Raw genomic sequence first — 14,815 nt, forward strand, 5'->3', positions numbered from 1 at the left:
CTCTTCGGCGCAAGGTGTCGTGGTCAGCTTGTGGAGACGCTCAACCGTTCCAGGCGCTCCACCGCCTTTTCCAAGCGGGTTGTAAGATCCGCCCCGCTCTCAATCGGCTGCTGCTGCTGGAGTCCGCCAAACACGAGATCCACGATGGCGTCCGCAGTGGCGTCGGGATCGAAACTCCCTTCACCGCGGATATAGGCCCAGGTGCGATGTTCCACGCATCCGTAGATCAGGTCGCGAACGAGACGCAGATCCGCATTCTCTCGCAGTTCGCCCTTCGCCATACCCTCCTTGACGATATCGAGCGTGCGCCTTGTGTACTGCCGGTTCAGCTCGAAAACGGCCGTATGGCTGTAATCGCCACCCGTTCGCAGAAACTGAAACATGAGGTTGCAAAGAGCGGGCTCCTCATGGATCGTCTTGAGGTGCCGCCAGATCATGAAGCGCAAGCGGTTTCGCGTGCCATGAATGCCCGATAGCTGCTGATCGTAATCAGCCAGCATGGATTCATACCAGTCTTCGATCACCTTGACGAGCAGATCACGCTTGTTGTCGAAGTAGCGGTAGATGCTGCCTTCCACGACATTCGCGCGTTCGGCGATCTCCGAAAGCGGGGCGTCTTCGTAGCCCTTGCTTCGAAACACATCGCGTGCGGCCGCCATGATGTCGGAAACCCGCCGTTCCCTCGATAAACGGAAGACCTGTCGTCGCGCGGTCGCGTTGCTCATTTCGACTCCAGCCGGAAATCTGGTTTTCGCTTCTGCGTAAAGGCAGACATTCCTTCCCACCACTCCGGACCCGAAGCGGCGACGGCCACCGCGTCGAGCGCGATCCGGTCCGCTTCTTCCGCCGTGGCTGTCTCGCAGCGGTAAAGAGAGCGCTTCGTTTCCGCAACAGATATCGGACTGCAAAGAAGAAAGCGGCGCGCGAACGCCACGGCGGCGTCCGCAAGTTGATCGGCTTCATGCACGGCATAGACGAGACCTGTCTCCTGCGCCTGCGGGGCGGTGAGTTGATCCCCGAGCAGGGCGATTTCCAAAGCCTTTGTGCGCCCGACGATCCGCGACAGGAGCTGCACGCCGCCGGCGCCGGCCAATGCGCCGAGACGCGTTTCGGTCAACCCGATCTTTGCTTCGCTCGCCATCAGCCGGAAATCACAGTTGAGCGCGAGTTCACAGCCGCCGCCAAAAGCGAACCCATTGATCGCAGCGATCGTGGGAAAGGGCGCGTCCCTCAGTTGTGCGAACACACGGATGATCGGCGCCACGTAGTCGTCGCGGATCGCAACCGGATTGCGAAAGAAGGGTGAGGTCTCATCCGTGAAGTACTTGATGTGGGCTCCGCCGCAAAAAGCCCGGCCTTCGCCCGTGACAATCAGGACCCGTGTTTTTGCCGCCCTTAGCTGGGAAAGAGCGGACCCGAACTCCTCCAGCAGCTCCATAGTAAGCGTGTTCATGGCTGAGCCCCGGCACAGCGTGACCCGCGCAATGCCTTCGGCCGGCCAGTCGAGGCGAATGGCGCCCTTGTCCGTCGGCTCAATCATGCCTCGATATCCGGCCAAAAATCCGTTTGACAAACGTTGCCCCTCCACTCTTAATGAACAGCATTCATCATTTTGCTGCACCGAGCAAGCGTATTTGCCAGGTACCGCAAACGTCAGGGAGGACGAAGGTGAAGCGGGGAAGGAGGAGCGCGGATTGAGCATGGTCGCAGCCGATATGTGCCGTCGCTTCCTGGTCACAGGGAAGGATGCAGCTACTTTGATAAGCGCCGCTCATTTGCAAGAGACCGGCTTCTCATGCTTGCGTTGAACAACCTGCAGATCCTGTATGACCGTGCGATCGAAGCCGTTCGCGACGTCTCGTTACAGGTGCCGGCCGGTTCCATCGTCGCTCTCCTGGGTTCCAACGGCGCAGGAAAATCCACCATCCTGAAGGCGGTGTCGGGCGTCCTTTACCAAGAGGATGGTGAGATCGTGAGCGGGACCATACAGTTGGACGGAGCCGCCCTGGCCGGATCGTCTCCGCGCGCCATCGTTCAGAAAGGCGTCGTTCAGGTTCCGGAGGGAAGGGCACTTTTCGGCACTCTGTCGGTGGAAGAAAACCTCCTGATGGGCGGGTTCACGCGATCAAGATCAGAAAGCGCTGCCGGCTTGGAGCGCGTTTACGCGATGTTTCCGAGGGTCAAGGAGCGCCGCAGCCAGGTATCCGGATATCTCTCCGGCGGTGAACAGCAGATGGTTGCGATCGGTCGCGCCTTGATGGGCGACCCGAAGCTCCTGATGCTCGATGAGCCTTCGCTCGGCCTTGCGCCGCAGATCGTGGAAACGATTTTCGATGCCATCATATCCTTGAACAAGGACAGCGGCCTCACGGTTCTGCTTGTCGAGCAGAACGCCCAACTCGCGCTGCAAACAGCGGCCTATGGCTACATCATCGAGAATGGTCGTATTGTGCTCGACGGTCCGGCCGAAAAGCTGCGCGCCAACGACGACGTCCAGGAATTCTACCTCGGTTTCTCGGGCGGTGAGCGCAAAAGCATGCGCGACGTCAAACATTACAAGCGCCGCAAACGGTGGCTTTCATGAGCGACCTCCTGCAACTCCAAGGTGTTACAAAGCGGTTCGGCGGCTTGACCGCGGTGAACGACGTCAGCTTGTCTGTGCGGGAAGGGCAGATTTATAGCCTGATCGGACCCAACGGCGCAGGCAAGACCACGCTGTTCAACCTGATCAGCGCAGTTTTCCGCCCAACCTCGGGAAGCATCCTGTTTCAGGGACAGGATCTTACCCGTATGCCCACGCATGCCCTCGCACGGCTGGGGATTGCACGCACGTTCCAGAACCTGGCGGTGTTCAAGCACGAGACGGTGGTGAACAACCTGCTGGTCGGCATGCACTCGCATTTGCGCTCCGATCCGTTTTCTTCGGCTTTGTTCTGGGGCCGCACGCGGCGGGAAGAACTGCGCGCCCGTGATCGCGTGGAGGAAATCATCGATTTTCTTGAGATCGAGGATATCCGCGACCACCCGGTCGGCACCTTGTCTTACGGGCAGCAAAAGCGTGTGGAACTTGGCCGCGCCCTGGCGATCTCCCCCAAACTCCTCCTGCTGGACGAGATGGTGTCGGGCATGAACCAGGAGGAGCGCGAGGACATCGCCCGCTTTATTCTCGACCTGAAGGATGAACTCGGCATGACCGTTTTCATGGTTGAACACGACATGGGGATCGTCATGGACATCTCCGATCGTGTTTGCGTGGTCAACTACGGCAGCAAGATCGCCGAAGGAACGCCATCCGAGATCGCGCAGAACCCGGCCGTCGTCGAAGCTTATCTTGGCACCAAGCGGAGCGCGGCATGACGGCTCGGCTCAACATAAGCGGCCTCACGATGCCGCAGGTGCTGAAACACCACGCCGACACGCAGGGCTCGGCGCTCGCCCTGAGGGAAAAGGCGCGAGGCCTTTGGCGCCGCTACAGCTGGCGCGACTACTACGCGAATGCCCGGTTGGCTGCCATCGGTCTGCTCACGCTTGGATTTCAGCCGGGCGACCGCTTGGCCGTCGCGGGTGATAACTCGCCACAATGGCTCTTTGCCGACCTCGGAGCGCAGATGATCGGAGGTGCCTGCCTTGGCATTTACCCGACAAACCCTTGGCCTGAACTCCAGTACATCGTCCGCCATTCGCGTGCGCGTGTCATCATCTGCGGCGATCAGGAACAAACGGACAAGGTTCTCGAGGCGCAGGCCAATGGCGAAGGTCTGCCGGACCTGCAAACGATCATCTGCGTCGACACGAAAGGCATGCGCCACTACGACCGATCAGGTCTCATGTCGTTCGACGATCTTCTGGCGCTCGGCCGCGACCATGAGGAGGAACTCGGTCAGGTGGTCGATCAGGCGCTGGCGTCGGGTAATCCTGACGACGTCGCCATCATCGTCTACACATCTGGAACGACGGGCATGCCCAAGGGCGCCATGCTCACGCACCGCAACATGCTCCATTCCGCTGCGGAGGTCGTCTCCATTCATGCGCTGACGCGGGACAGCTATTCGGTGCTTTGCTATCTGCCACTTTGCCATGTCGCGGAGCGCAGCTTTTCCACCGAGATGCAGCTTGTCACAGGCTGTGTCGTCTCCTTCGCGGAGTCGGTCGATACCGTGGTGCCCAATCTCCGGGAGATCGCGCCGAAAGGCTTTCTCGGAGTGCCCCGCATTTGGGAAAAGATGCAGCAAAGCGTTCTTTACAGGGTCAAGGATACGACGCCCTTCCAGCGCCGGGTCTTCGAAACATGCCTGCAGCGCGGGCGGCCCATTGCCGAGCGCCGCCTGGCGAACGGCGGGGCGTTTGCCAGCACGGGCGACCGCCTCCAGTTTGCGCTTCTGTCGCTGATTTGCTTCCGCAGCATCCGCTCGTTTCTCGGCATCAACAGGGTGCGCAATGCGTTTTGTGGCGGGGCGACAGTTTCGCCGGAAGTGCTGTTGTTTTTCTGGATCCTGGGCGTGCCACTTTACCAGATCTACGGCATGACGGAGAGTGCGGGCGTGTCCCACACGCAGCGGCCCGGCTCCACCACGCTTGGACGATCCGGACCGTTGATTGCAGGCCTGGAACAGAAGGTTGCCGCAGACGGCGAACTTCTGCTGAAAGGCACCAGCGTCTTCAAGGGATACCTTTTCGACGAAGGCGCCAGCGCGCGCGCCTTCACCGATGGTTGGCTCCACACGGGCGACATCGTCGAGATCGAGCCGACCGGTGAAGCCCATGTTCTGGACCGGAAAAAGGACATCCTGATCACTTCGGGTGGCAAAAACATCACGCCATCCCTGATCGAAAACGCGCTCAAGGACTCGCCATTTATTCGCGAAGCCATTCTGCTCGGTGACGGGCGCAATTTCCTTTCGGCGTTGATCCAGATCGACCTCGAAACAACGGGGAAGTGGGCCCAGCTCGCCAATATCCAATACACGACCTACCGGACGCTCGCGCAAAACGATCAGGTCCGCAGCCTGATCGAGGGCGAGGTCAAGCGGGTAAATGACAAGTTCGCCCGGGTCGAGAACGTCCGGAAATTCGTGATCCTGGAAAAGGAACTCGACCACGACGACGGTGAACTCACCGCCACGATGAAAGTGCGCCGCCGCATCATCGAAGACAAATTTCGCACCGAAATCCAGTCGATCTATGGAGATGCAGCCTGATGGATTTCCTGCTTCTCCTGATTTCCACAGGTCTTGTTTCCGGCGCAGCCTACGGGCTCATCGCGATGGGCTTCGCCCTGATCTTCAAGTCGACCGGCGTTGTGAACTTTGCCCAAGGCGAGCTCGTGATGCTGACCGCCTACATCTCCTTCACGATCTACTCGACCTTCGAGCTTTCCTTCTTTCCGTTGATGCTGGTGACGATCCCGATTTCCATGCTGATAGGCCTGGTTCTGGAACGCGTGTTCATCCGGCCGATGCTGGGCGAGCCAGTGTTCGCGATCGTCATGGTCACGGTGGGGCTCGCCGTGATCCTGCGCGGCATCACCATCATGATCTGGGGCCCGGATCCCTTCAACTTCACCGCCGGGCTCAGCACGAATGTCGTTTATCTAGGATCGATCCCCTTTTATCCGGCGCAGCTTTATCTGATTGCGGCGCTCGGGGTCATGACCCTGCTTGGCTGGGCGTTCCTTCGCTTCACCCGCATGGGAATCGCCATGCGCGCGGTTGCCGCCAACGAAACGGCTGCGCTTCTCGTCGGCATCAGTGTCAGCCGCATCCATGCAGTGGCCTGGATGCTTTCGGCCGCCATTGCTTCAGTGGCGGGTGTGCTTTTCGCGGCGAACTACAAGCTGGCACCCGACCTCTGGTTCCAGGGACTGAAATCCTTCCCGGCCGTGATCCTCGGCGGCATGGATTCCGTGATCGGTTCGGCCATGGCAGGGCTCATCATCGGGGTCATCGAGAACCTGTTCCAGGGCTATATCGGGCAGGGCCTGCGTGAGATTTCCGGCTTCATCGTTATCATCATCGTCCTGATGGTCCGGCCCTACGGATTGTTCGGCAGCAAGGACATCGAGCGGGTCTGATGCGGACAGGACATTTCAAGGAAGCCACCGGCCAACTGGTGGCGCTCAGCGACAGCAGAGTGGTCTGGTTCTTCGTTGCCCTGCTTTTGGCAGCATGCGTGGCAGCTCCGTTTCTGCTCGGCAACTATCAGGTGACGCTGATGGTCTCCGCACTGATTGCGGTGATCGGCGCAGTGGGGCTGAATATGCTCACCGGCACCACCGGGCTGATTTCGCTGGGGCAGGCCGGTTTCCTTGCGGTGGGGGCCTACACCAACGCCATCCTGATGATGGACTACGGCTGGCCCGTTTGGCTGTCGTTGCCGGCCGGGGGCTTAGTCGCAGCCTTGATCAGCATTCTGGTGGGCGTCCCCTCCTTGCGGCTGAAGGGCCTCTACCTCGCCATCACGACTCTCGCCTTCGCGTTCATCATCAACCACATCATCCTGTATGCCGAGCCGCTGACGCATGGACCCAACGGCATTTTCGTGTCGGGGGCGAAGGTGCTCGGCGTGGATCTCCAGCGCGGCAAGGCGCTCTATTACCTGACGCTTGGCACGACTGTTCTCGTGGTGCTGGCGGCTCTCAACATCCAGCGCTCGCGGGTCGGCCGCGCCTGGATGGCAATTCGCGATCACGATATTGCGGCGCGTGTGATGGGAGTCGACCTCGTGCGCTACAAGTTGCTTGCCTTCATGGTGAGCTCCTTCATCGTCGGGATCGCCGGTGGCCTGATCTCGTTGCAGATCCGCTTCGTGAACATCGATGTCTTTGCCCTGATCTTGTCCATTGAAGCCTTGGCGATCATCATTCTGGGTGGTTTGGGATCCATTGCAGGGGCCGTGCTCGGCGCCTTGTTCCTGTCGTTCCTGCCGGAAGTGATCAGGCTCTTTTTCGAGACTTTCGCAGACTCAAGCTCGAACTTCTACACGTCCTATGTCTACGAGATCCGCGGCATAGCCTACGGGGTCGTGATCGTTGCCTTCCTGCGGCTGAAGCCTGAGGGCCTCATCGGTCTTTGGCGTGACATCCGCAAGTACTGGAGCAATTGGCCGCTCGCCTATTAACCGGCTGAGAACCGGGGCGAGCTTTTCGGGAGGAGAACCATGAGAAACAAGCTTCTAGCACTGACCGCCTGCTTGCTGGCGTCCACCGCGAGCTATGCCGCGGACCCGGGCGTCAGCGACACTGAGATCAAGATCGGTGACGTCAACATCATGACGGGACCGGCGTCCTTCATCGGACGAGCGGTGGCCGTCGGCTCCAAGATTGCCGCCGCCGAGATCAACGAGGCGGGAGGCGTCAACGGCCGCAAGATCACCATCGTCACGGAAGACGACGGCTATATCCCCGCGCGTTCTTTCCAGGCTTTGACGAAGCTGATCGAGGTCGACGAGATCTTTGCGCTGAACGGGACGTCGGGAACGGCCAACGTTCTCGCAATGATGCCGCTGATCGAGGAAAACAACCTTCCCACTGTTGTAACAACCGCTCCGAACGAGCTGGTTTATGATCCGGTCCGCCCCTCGGTGTTCACGATCGGCGGCAGCTATTCGGATGCCTTCTACGGTCAGCTGAAGTACATCCACGAAAACCTTGAGCCGGAAAACCCCGTCTACGGCTTGATCCGCCAAGACGACGACTTTGGCGGGGCGATCGAGCACGGCTACGAGCGTGCGATCGAGGAGTTCGGTGTCAAGGACGGCTTGCGTGTGCGTTTCAAGAAGGGCACCGCGAACTTCGCAGCCGAAGTGGCGCAGATGAAGCAGGCCGGGGTCAACGTGCTTGCCAACGGCGGCATCATTGCCGGCGCTGCAAACATCCTTGGCGAAGCGCGAAAGCTTTCCATGGACATGCAGGTGGCCAGCGTCTGGAGCGAGGACATGCCACCCTCGGTGAACCTTTCGGCGCCGGCAGGCTACGATTACCTCGTCGCCGACTATGTGGCGCTGAATGGCCCCGACTACGACCGATTCATGGAAAAGGCGCGCAAATACGCGAGCGAAGAGGAAGTGGCGGCCATCAACCGCTATACTCTGGTGACCTATGTCGGCCTGAGTGCCTTGGCCGAAGCGATGAAGCAGTGCGGCCAGGAACTGACCCGCGACTGCACCATCGAAAAGCTGCGCGGCTTGAAGAACTTCGACACGCAGGGCGTCGCAGCGCCGATCAGCTTCGACAATGAGCAACAGCTTTCCGGCACGGCGCTGGCGATCTACCAACTGAACGCTGCTGACAAGAGCTTCAAGCGGCTGACGGATTTCACCGACTATTGACGCAATGGGGCCCGGCCACCGCGGCCGGGCTCCGATCCCAAACTGGAGACGAAATGGCGATCCCTGCCGACTGGCTCGACCGTATCCGCTTGCCAGTCGTGGCAGCTCCCATGTTCCTGATCTCAGGACCCGACCTTGTTGTTGAAACCTGCAATAGCGGCGTCGTGGGTTCGTTCCCAGCGCTCAACCAGCGCACCGCGGCGGGCTTCGCCGACTGGCTGACGCAAATTGAGGAGCGGCTGTCTCCCCAGGCGGCACCGTTTGGCGTCAACCTGGTGGTTCACCGCAGCAATCCGAGATTGGAAGCCGATCTCGCCATCGCGATTGACCACAAGGTGCCGCTCGTAATCACCTCGCTCGGGCTCAACCGTGACCTGATCACAGCGGTGCAGGCCTATGGTGGCCGGGTGTTTCACGATGTCACGAACCTGAAATTCGCCGCCAAGGCAGCTGAAGCGGGTGTAGACGGTTTGATCGCCGTAACATACGGCGCCGGTGGCCATGCGGGCCTGATCAGTCCTTTCGCCGCCCTGCACGAGATCCGGCAGATCTTCAGCGGAACGCTTCTTCTGGGGGGCGCGGTCTCCACGGGCCGCCAGATCGCCGCCGCCCGATTGATGGGCGCCGACATGGTGTACATGGGGACCCGCTTCATGGCGACCGCGGAAAGCCTGGCGGTGGAGCGTCAGCGCCAGATGCTGCTCGACGCGCGCGCGGCAGATATTGTTTACACCCCAGCCGTCAGCGGCATTCCCGGCAACTTCTTGCGGGCGAGCCTTGCCGCGGCAGGTCGTGATCCCGATGACCTGACGCCACCAGGCGAGCTTGATTTCGGAACGGGCGAAGCAAAGGCCTGGCGCGACCTCTGGGCAGCAGGGCAAGGCGTCGGCGCGGTTGACGACTGTCCGCCCGCTGCCGAACTCATCGCACGCTTGCGGAGCGACTACCTTTCCGCGACGAGCGGCGGTTCAAGCCTCGCCGGCTTTTGAGCGTCAGTCTGTCGAAGCGGGCGGGTTCGGCACACCTTCTGTGCCAGCTGGCGCGACCTGCTCGTTGGGCGCGTTGGTGTTCGTATTTTGGTCGTCGCTACGCTGCACCGGCGCCGTGTCAGGGTCTATGGCTGTGTCGAGGCTGCTGTGGATGATCCAAACTGCGCCGATCAATACGATGGCCAATACCAACGCCCACAATTCACGACGACGCATTGAAGATCTCCTTGCCTGGTGTCCTTTAACACGATGCAGGCAAGGAGGTTCCGCGCGGCGAGCCGTGTGATCCGGGGATCAGATGCAGCGGCCGCCGTCGACTTCCATGGCCACGCCGGTGATCATGCTGGCTTCATCCGAACACAGGAAGGCGGCAGCGTTGCCCATGTCTTCCGGCGTCGAGAAACGGCCGAGCGGAATGGTGGACAGGAACTTGGCCCGCACATCGGGTGTGTCCTCGCCCATAAAGGTCTTAAGGAGGGGCGTGTCGCCGGCGACCGGATTGATCGCATTCACCCGGATCCCGAACGGCGCCAGCTCGATTGCCATGCCGCGCGTTGCGGTGATCAGCCAACCCTTGGAAGCATTGTACCACGTGAGGTTCGGCCGCGGGCTCACACCACCGGTGGACGCGACGTTGAGGATTGCACCGTAGCGCTGTTCTTTGAACACCGGCACGATCGCTTTCGCGCCGAAATAGATCGCCTTCATGTTGACACTGGCAACACGGTCGAAAACGTCTTCCTCGACAGTATCGAGCGGCTGGGGAAGGTGCCCCACGCCGGCATTGTTGACAAGGATGTGGATCCCCCCGAAAGCACTGCGCGTCGCTTCCAAGATGGCTTCAAACCCGCCCTGCGTCGCGACATCGGCCTCAAAAGCTTTGGCACTCTCGCCAAAATCGCGGGCGACACGCTCTGCACCCTCTAGATTGCGGTCCGCGATCAGCACTTTCGCGCCTTCGGCAACGAATTTGCGAACGATGCCTTCACCGAAACCAGACCCGCCACCTGTCACCACGGCGACCTTGTTTGCTAACCGCATCTCGAACAACTCCTTGTCTGTCGGCTTGAGCGGAGGCTTAGAAGCGAGGCGCCGGAGCTTGTCAACGGCAGCCGCGGAGGCCGCATCATGGCAGGACGTCCTGAGTCGGCCATGTTGCTGCCGCATTTCATTAATGCAGTGCTAAGGTCCTTTGTGCAGAACAAGGAAGTGCAGTCGCCGCAGAGGGGCGGTTGGGGTCCACGAGCCGGATAACGGCCTGTGTAGCGTACGTGGAGAATGGGGTCTCATGTCATTTGCCGATCGAGGCGTCGGTCGTGTTGTGCGCTTTGCTGCCATCGCTGCTCTAGCCGCTGCACTTGCGTCCTGCGCAGCACCTCAGAAGCAGACTGGTCAAACAAAGAAGCGCTCTAAGGAATATTTCGCTGAGTCCGCTTATGGCGTGAAAGCCAGTCCGCGGGTCAGCAACTTGCGCACCAAGCTGCCACGCGGCGGCGGCCGCGATCAGGTCGGCAAGCCCTACATGGTCAAGGGTCGCTGGTACCACCCCAAGGAAGAGCCGGGCTATACAAAGGTCGGGGAAGCCTCCTGGTACGGGGACGCGTTTCACGGCCGACTGACGGCCAACGGCGAAATCTACGACATGACCCATCTGACGGCCGCACATCCAACGATGCCGCTGCCGAGCTACGCGCGCGTCACGAACATGAAGAACGGCAACTCCGTCATTGTTCGCGTCAATGATCGCGGGCCGTTTGAACGGGGCCGGGTAATCGACCTGTCCCGCAAGGCGGCGGAAATGCTCGATTATGCCCATGCCGGCATGGCCGAGGTGAAGGTCGACTATGTCGGCCGGGCACCGCTGCACGGGAAGGACGACAACTTCCTGATGGCCTCGTACCGCCCAGGTGGCGGCAAGACGATGGACCCCAGCGACGGCCTGCCGACAGGCGTCATGATCGCCATGATGGGTTCGACGCCCACCCAGGCTTCGCCTGCCGCAGCCCGAAGCCTGCCGGCATTTGCGGGTATCGCCACGGCATCCCTGACCCTGCCGGATTTTGGGCCGATGGCGCCAGATCGGCCGGCCTCCATTCAGATGGCCAACACCCCGCTTTCCACTCTGTCCTACGCACAGGAAAGGGTTGAGAAGGCGGCGATCGCCTTCAGGGCCTTCGACACCAAAGCGGTGGCGGCCAAGGTCGTGGCGCAAAGCTGGAAAGAGAACAATGGGGGCGCAGGTTACGTTGCCGTTGGCACCTATGGTACCAAGGCGGAAGCCATTGCCGCCACGAGCGCCCTTGCATCGCTCGGCGAAGTTGCCTTTGATGTGAGCGACGCTGGCGTTGCCGTGAGTTTGAAGCCGAACCGGCAGGACGATCTGGACGATCTTCTTCAGGCCGCTTGGCGGCATGGTGCTTCCGATGCCTTCGTTGTACGAGACTGACGGAGCCCCCGCATTTCTTCGCTAGGCTCGGCTGCAGGTGGAGGAAAAATGAGGTCGATCGGCGGGTGGCGCGGGGCAGGGGTCGGTTGCACGCTGCTTGCCTTGGCGGTGGCGGGCAGTGCCTTTGCAGCAAAGCCGGAACCTGAAGCCGCGGGCTTCGACACGGTGGCACCGCAAGCCTTTATGGTGGATGCCGCGACCGGCACGGTGCTCTTTTCGCGTGATCCCGACAAGCTGATCCCGCCGGCTTCGCTCGTGAAGCTCATGACCATGGAGGTTGTCTTTCACGCCGTGAAAACGGGCCAAGCCAGGCTGGAAGATGTTTACACCGTCAGTGAACATGCTTGGCGCACCGGCGGCGCCCCATCCGGAACTTCAACCATGTTCGCCGCGCTGAAGTCGCAGCTCACGCTGCATGAGCTGATCCAGGGCGTTATCGTCCAGTCTGCCAACGATGGGTGCATCATCATCGCGGAAGGGCTCGCGGGTTCGGAAGCGGCTTTCGTCGAATTGATGAACAAGCGGGCTGCCGAAATCGGGCTGACCCGATCCGTTTTCAAGAATTCCACAGGCTTGCCGGCGGAAGGGCAGGTAGTCACCTTGCGTGAACTCACCCAGCTCGGCGAGCATATCTGGCGCACCTATCCCGACTTCTACAAGATCTACTCACAACCGGATTTCACCTGGAACAAGATCTTTCAGCGAAACCGCAACCCTCTTTTGCGGCTGGAGATCGGCGCGGATGGCATGGGCACCGGCTATACGGAAGCAAGCGGCTACGCCATTCTTGCCTCCGCCGAGCAGAACGGGCAGCGGGTCTTCGCGGCGCTGGGCGGCATGACTAGTGAAGCCGAGCGCGCCGCAGAAGCACGGCGGATCATCGACTATGGGCTGAATGGCTTCGACCAGTCACCCTTGTTTGCCGCGGGCGAGGAAATCGGAAGCGCTCAGGTGTTTGGTGGAACCGTGGCGGAGGTGCCCCTCAAGACGCCGGCTTCCATTAGCGTCTTTGTTCCTCACACGCAGCGGGACGCCGTACAGGTTCGTGTTCTTTACGACGGACCTTTGCAGGCGCCGATTGCGTCCGGCGACGTCGTGGGAAGTCTCGAGGTTCATATCGGCACCACATTGGCCAAGAGTTTTCCCGTTTTGGCTGCGGCCGACGTTCGCAAGGGTACGCTTCAAAGCCGGGCTTCGGATGCCCTGAAGGAGTTAGCCTTCGGCTGGTTGCGTTAAGCGGCGCTGGCGAAGACGCTTGCGCTCTTCTAAGAAGCGCTCAGGCCGATGACGGCCTGAGGTGACGCTTCTTGGCTCAAGGCTTTTTCATCACGTTCGAGGGCGGTGAGGGTGCCGGCAAGTCCACGCAGATCGAGTGGCTCGCTCAGCGCCTGCGCCATCTCGGCCGGGCCGTGGTGGTGACACGCGAACCTGGAGGCTCGCCTGGCGCAGAAGCCGTGCGCCATGTTCTGCTCTCAGGTGCAGCCGAACCGTTTGGGCCGAAAGTGGAAGCCATGCTGTTTGCCGCAGCGCGGGCCGATCACGTGGATACGGTGATCCGACCGGGCGTTGATGCCGGAAAGGTGGTGCTGTGCGACCGCTATCTCGACTCATCCCGTGTGTATCAGGGCATGACCGGAGGCCTCGATGCCGACTTCATGCGCGAACTGGAAACAACAGCCGTTGACGGAATGCTACCGGACCTGACGCTTGTCCTGGATCTCGACCCGAAACTCGGCCTCACGCGCGCCAACCAGCGGCGCGGTAGCAATCAAGCCGACCGGTTTGAAAAGGAAGCACTCGCGATCCACCGCGACCGGCGAAAAGGATTTCTGTCAATCGCCGAAGCTGAACCCGAGCGGTGCGTGGTGATCGACGCCTCCAAGGATGTGGAACTCACGTCGGAACTGATCTGGGGAGCGCTTGAGGAGCGGCTTCCAAGTCTCACGAAGCGCCAGGAGCGACGTTCGGATGTATGAGCGGCTTGCCCCTTTGCAGCATGACTCCCTCGATGACGTGCCTGAGCCTTCGGAAACGATGACGCTTGTGGGCCATCATGAGGCGCGCGCGCTTCTTGATGCGGCGATCGGCGGAAACAAGCTTCATCACGCAATCCTGCTGACGGGCCAGCAAGGCATCGGCAAGGCCACGCTGGCCTTTCATCTCGCTGCCCGGCTCCTCGGAGAAAGCAGTCGCGCGGGGGACTGGTGCCGCGCTGGTGGCTCACCGCTGTTTCGGCAGATCGCAAGCGGTGCGCATCCCGGCGTTCTGCACCTTACGCGGCCCTTCGACGAAAAGGCCAAGAAGTTCAAAACGGTGATCACGGCCGACGAAATCCGACGCGTTAGCCGCTTTCTTTCGCTGCGCACTCATGACGACGGCTATCGGATAGTAATCATCGACCCGGCGGATGACATGAACCGCAGCGCGGCCAACGCCCTTCTGAAGAGCCTTGAGGAGCCACCCGCCAAGGTTCTGTTTCTGCTGATTTCGCACTCTCCCGGCCGGCTTCTTCCGACGATCCGCTCGCGCGCGCAGACCATCAAGCTGCATTCGCTCAGCGACACGGAAGTCTTCGAGGTGCTTGACGCGTTCGGAGCATCCGGAGCGCAGGACCAGGTAGCGCGAAGCGAGATTGCGCGGCGTGCAAAGGGCAGTCCACGCGCGGCCCTGATGTTGACCCTGCATGGCGGTCTGGAAATCGCGGAAGCAACTGAGAAAGTGGTGGCCGGCAATCCGCACGATATCGCCGGCATCCACCGATTGGCCGATGCAGTGAGCGGGCGCGACTCCGGCATGCAGTTTGCCATCTTCAACACCTATGTGCTTGATCGGCTTTCCGAACGCGCCGCGGAACTCGCCCAGCAGGGCATGGGTGAAGCTGCCGCCAAGGTTGCCGACGCTTGGGACAGTGCCAACCGCCAGATCGGCGAACTCGAGGCCTACAATCTCGACAAGAAGGGGCACGTCCTGGCGATGGTAAGGGCGCTTCGGAACCATCAGGCGCGATAGCGCGCTGGCCATCGCGCAAGCGATGGTCTAGACGCTGGCTTTCCCA

At 60.9% G+C, this 14,815-nt stretch carries 15 protein-coding genes; 11 read left to right on the top strand and 4 right to left on the bottom strand.

Going from position 1 to position 14,815, the window contains the following annotated elements; genetic code table 11:
- Nucleotides 1-23: 23 nt before the first annotated feature.
- Both J5Y06_RS16290 and J5Y06_RS16295 read right to left on the bottom strand, forming a co-directional pair.
- Nucleotides 24-725 (bottom strand): TetR/AcrR family transcriptional regulator, encoded by a 702-nt coding sequence (locus tag J5Y06_RS16290; protein ID WP_209336240.1) that lies wholly within the window; start codon nucleotides 723-725, stop codon nucleotides 24-26.
- The gene (locus tag J5Y06_RS16295) at nucleotides 722-1,540 is read right to left on the bottom strand and encodes an enoyl-CoA hydratase/isomerase family protein (RefSeq protein WP_209336241.1); all 819 of its coding nucleotides are present in this window, start codon (nucleotides 1,538-1,540) and stop codon (nucleotides 722-724) included. Before J5Y06_RS16295 ends, J5Y06_RS16290 begins: the two co-directional genes overlap by 4 nt.
- 255 nt (nucleotides 1,541-1,795) lie before the next feature.
- On the opposite strand from J5Y06_RS16295, the gene J5Y06_RS16300 reads away from it, so the two are divergent.
- The 7 genes from J5Y06_RS16300 to J5Y06_RS16330 are packed head-to-tail and all read left to right on the top strand — an operon-like array spanning nucleotide 1,796 to nucleotide 9,314.
- Nucleotides 1,796-2,584: an ABC transporter ATP-binding protein gene (locus J5Y06_RS16300; RefSeq protein WP_209336242.1), complete on the top strand. Its 789-nt coding sequence runs from the start codon at nucleotides 1,796-1,798 to the stop codon at nucleotides 2,582-2,584.
- Entirely contained in the window at nucleotides 2,581-3,357 is a 777-nt protein-coding gene (locus J5Y06_RS16305) for an ABC transporter ATP-binding protein (protein ID WP_209336243.1), read from the top strand. Before J5Y06_RS16300 ends, J5Y06_RS16305 begins: the two co-directional genes overlap by 4 nt.
- Entirely contained in the window at nucleotides 3,354-5,198 is a 1,845-nt protein-coding gene (locus J5Y06_RS16310; RefSeq protein WP_209336244.1) for an AMP-dependent synthetase/ligase, read from the top strand. Before J5Y06_RS16305 ends, J5Y06_RS16310 begins: the two co-directional genes overlap by 4 nt.
- Nucleotides 5,198-6,070: a branched-chain amino acid ABC transporter permease gene (locus J5Y06_RS16315; RefSeq protein WP_209336245.1), complete on the top strand. Its 873-nt coding sequence runs from the start codon at nucleotides 5,198-5,200 to the stop codon at nucleotides 6,068-6,070. Before J5Y06_RS16310 ends, J5Y06_RS16315 begins: the two co-directional genes overlap by 1 nt.
- On the top strand, nucleotides 6,070-7,116 hold the full coding sequence (locus J5Y06_RS16320) for a branched-chain amino acid ABC transporter permease (RefSeq protein WP_209336246.1): 1,047 nt from the start codon (nucleotides 6,070-6,072) through the stop codon (nucleotides 7,114-7,116). Before J5Y06_RS16315 ends, J5Y06_RS16320 begins: the two co-directional genes overlap by 1 nt.
- Before the next feature lie 39 nt (nucleotides 7,117-7,155).
- Nucleotides 7,156-8,325 carry an ABC transporter substrate-binding protein gene (locus J5Y06_RS16325; protein WP_209336247.1) on the top strand — a complete coding sequence of 390 codons (1,170 nt, stop codon included), beginning with the start codon at nucleotides 7,156-7,158 and terminating at the stop codon, nucleotides 8,323-8,325.
- Between the two features lie 53 nt (nucleotides 8,326-8,378).
- A complete protein-coding gene (locus J5Y06_RS16330) occupies nucleotides 8,379-9,314 on the top strand; it encodes an NAD(P)H-dependent flavin oxidoreductase (protein WP_209336248.1) in 936 nt (311 codons plus the stop codon).
- A gap of 3 nt (nucleotides 9,315-9,317) precedes the next feature.
- Here the strand turns inward: J5Y06_RS16330 and J5Y06_RS16335 are convergent, their stop codons facing one another.
- Both J5Y06_RS16335 and J5Y06_RS16340 read right to left on the bottom strand, forming a co-directional pair.
- Nucleotides 9,318-9,530, bottom strand: a complete 213-nt coding sequence (locus tag J5Y06_RS16335) for a hypothetical protein (protein ID WP_209336249.1) — start codon at nucleotides 9,528-9,530, stop codon at nucleotides 9,318-9,320.
- 78 nt (nucleotides 9,531-9,608) lie between these two features.
- The gene (locus J5Y06_RS16340) at nucleotides 9,609-10,355 is read right to left on the bottom strand and encodes a glucose 1-dehydrogenase (RefSeq protein ID WP_209336250.1); all 747 of its coding nucleotides are present in this window, start codon (nucleotides 10,353-10,355) and stop codon (nucleotides 9,609-9,611) included.
- A 247-nt stretch (nucleotides 10,356-10,602) separates the two neighbouring features.
- Between J5Y06_RS16340 and J5Y06_RS16345 the strand changes: the two genes are divergently transcribed.
- From J5Y06_RS16345 to J5Y06_RS16360, 4 genes are all read left to right on the top strand, one after another.
- Complete coding sequence (locus tag J5Y06_RS16345; protein ID WP_209336251.1) at nucleotides 10,603-11,760, top strand: septal ring lytic transglycosylase RlpA family protein; 1,158 nt, start codon at nucleotides 10,603-10,605, stop codon at nucleotides 11,758-11,760.
- A gap of 48 nt (nucleotides 11,761-11,808) precedes the next feature.
- Nucleotides 11,809-12,996, top strand: a complete 1,188-nt coding sequence (locus tag J5Y06_RS16350) for a D-alanyl-D-alanine carboxypeptidase family protein (protein ID WP_209336252.1) — start codon at nucleotides 11,809-11,811, stop codon at nucleotides 12,994-12,996.
- A gap of 71 nt (nucleotides 12,997-13,067) precedes the next feature.
- On the top strand, nucleotides 13,068-13,736 hold the full coding sequence (gene tmk, locus J5Y06_RS16355; protein ID WP_209336253.1) for a dTMP kinase: 669 nt from the start codon (nucleotides 13,068-13,070) through the stop codon (nucleotides 13,734-13,736).
- On the top strand, nucleotides 13,729-14,769 hold the full coding sequence (locus J5Y06_RS16360) for a DNA polymerase III subunit delta' (RefSeq protein ID WP_209336254.1): 1,041 nt from the start codon (nucleotides 13,729-13,731) through the stop codon (nucleotides 14,767-14,769). Before tmk ends, J5Y06_RS16360 begins: the two co-directional genes overlap by 8 nt.
- Nucleotides 14,770-14,815: the final 46 nt, after the last annotated feature.

The sequence above is a fragment of the Tianweitania sediminis genome, from assembly GCF_017813335.1.
GTDB lineage: Bacteria > Pseudomonadota > Alphaproteobacteria > Rhizobiales > Rhizobiaceae > Tianweitania > Tianweitania sediminis.

What these genes read in the sequence shown, in the direction of transcription:
- J5Y06_RS16320 (WP_209336246.1), top strand. Translation starts at nt 6,070, where the DNA reads ATGCGGACAGGACATTTCAAGGAAGCCACCGGCCAACTGGTGGCGCTC.
- J5Y06_RS16345 (WP_209336251.1), top strand. Translation starts at nt 10,603, where the DNA reads ATGTCATTTGCCGATCGAGGCGTCGGTCGTGTTGTGCGCTTTGCTGCC.
- J5Y06_RS16340 (WP_209336250.1), bottom strand. Translation starts at nt 10,355, where the DNA reads ATGCGGTTAGCAAACAAGGTCGCCGTGGTGACAGGTGGCGGGTCTGGT.
- J5Y06_RS16305 (WP_209336243.1), top strand. Translation starts at nt 2,581, where the DNA reads ATGAGCGACCTCCTGCAACTCCAAGGTGTTACAAAGCGGTTCGGCGGC.
- J5Y06_RS16300 (WP_209336242.1), top strand. Translation starts at nt 1,796, where the DNA reads ATGCTTGCGTTGAACAACCTGCAGATCCTGTATGACCGTGCGATCGAA.
- J5Y06_RS16350 (WP_209336252.1), top strand. Translation starts at nt 11,809, where the DNA reads ATGAGGTCGATCGGCGGGTGGCGCGGGGCAGGGGTCGGTTGCACGCTG.
- J5Y06_RS16295 (WP_209336241.1), bottom strand. Translation starts at nt 1,540, where the DNA reads ATGATTGAGCCGACGGACAAGGGCGCCATTCGCCTCGACTGGCCGGCC.
- J5Y06_RS16335 (WP_209336249.1), bottom strand. Translation starts at nt 9,530, where the DNA reads ATGCGTCGTCGTGAATTGTGGGCGTTGGTATTGGCCATCGTATTGATC.
- J5Y06_RS16330 (WP_209336248.1), top strand. Translation starts at nt 8,379, where the DNA reads ATGGCGATCCCTGCCGACTGGCTCGACCGTATCCGCTTGCCAGTCGTG.
- J5Y06_RS16310 (WP_209336244.1), top strand. Translation starts at nt 3,354, where the DNA reads ATGACGGCTCGGCTCAACATAAGCGGCCTCACGATGCCGCAGGTGCTG.
- J5Y06_RS16315 (WP_209336245.1), top strand. Translation starts at nt 5,198, where the DNA reads ATGGATTTCCTGCTTCTCCTGATTTCCACAGGTCTTGTTTCCGGCGCA.
- J5Y06_RS16360 (WP_209336254.1), top strand. Translation starts at nt 13,729, where the DNA reads ATGTATGAGCGGCTTGCCCCTTTGCAGCATGACTCCCTCGATGACGTG.
- J5Y06_RS16290 (WP_209336240.1), bottom strand. Translation starts at nt 725, where the DNA reads ATGAGCAACGCGACCGCGCGACGACAGGTCTTCCGTTTATCGAGGGAA.
- J5Y06_RS16325 (WP_209336247.1), top strand. Translation starts at nt 7,156, where the DNA reads ATGAGAAACAAGCTTCTAGCACTGACCGCCTGCTTGCTGGCGTCCACC.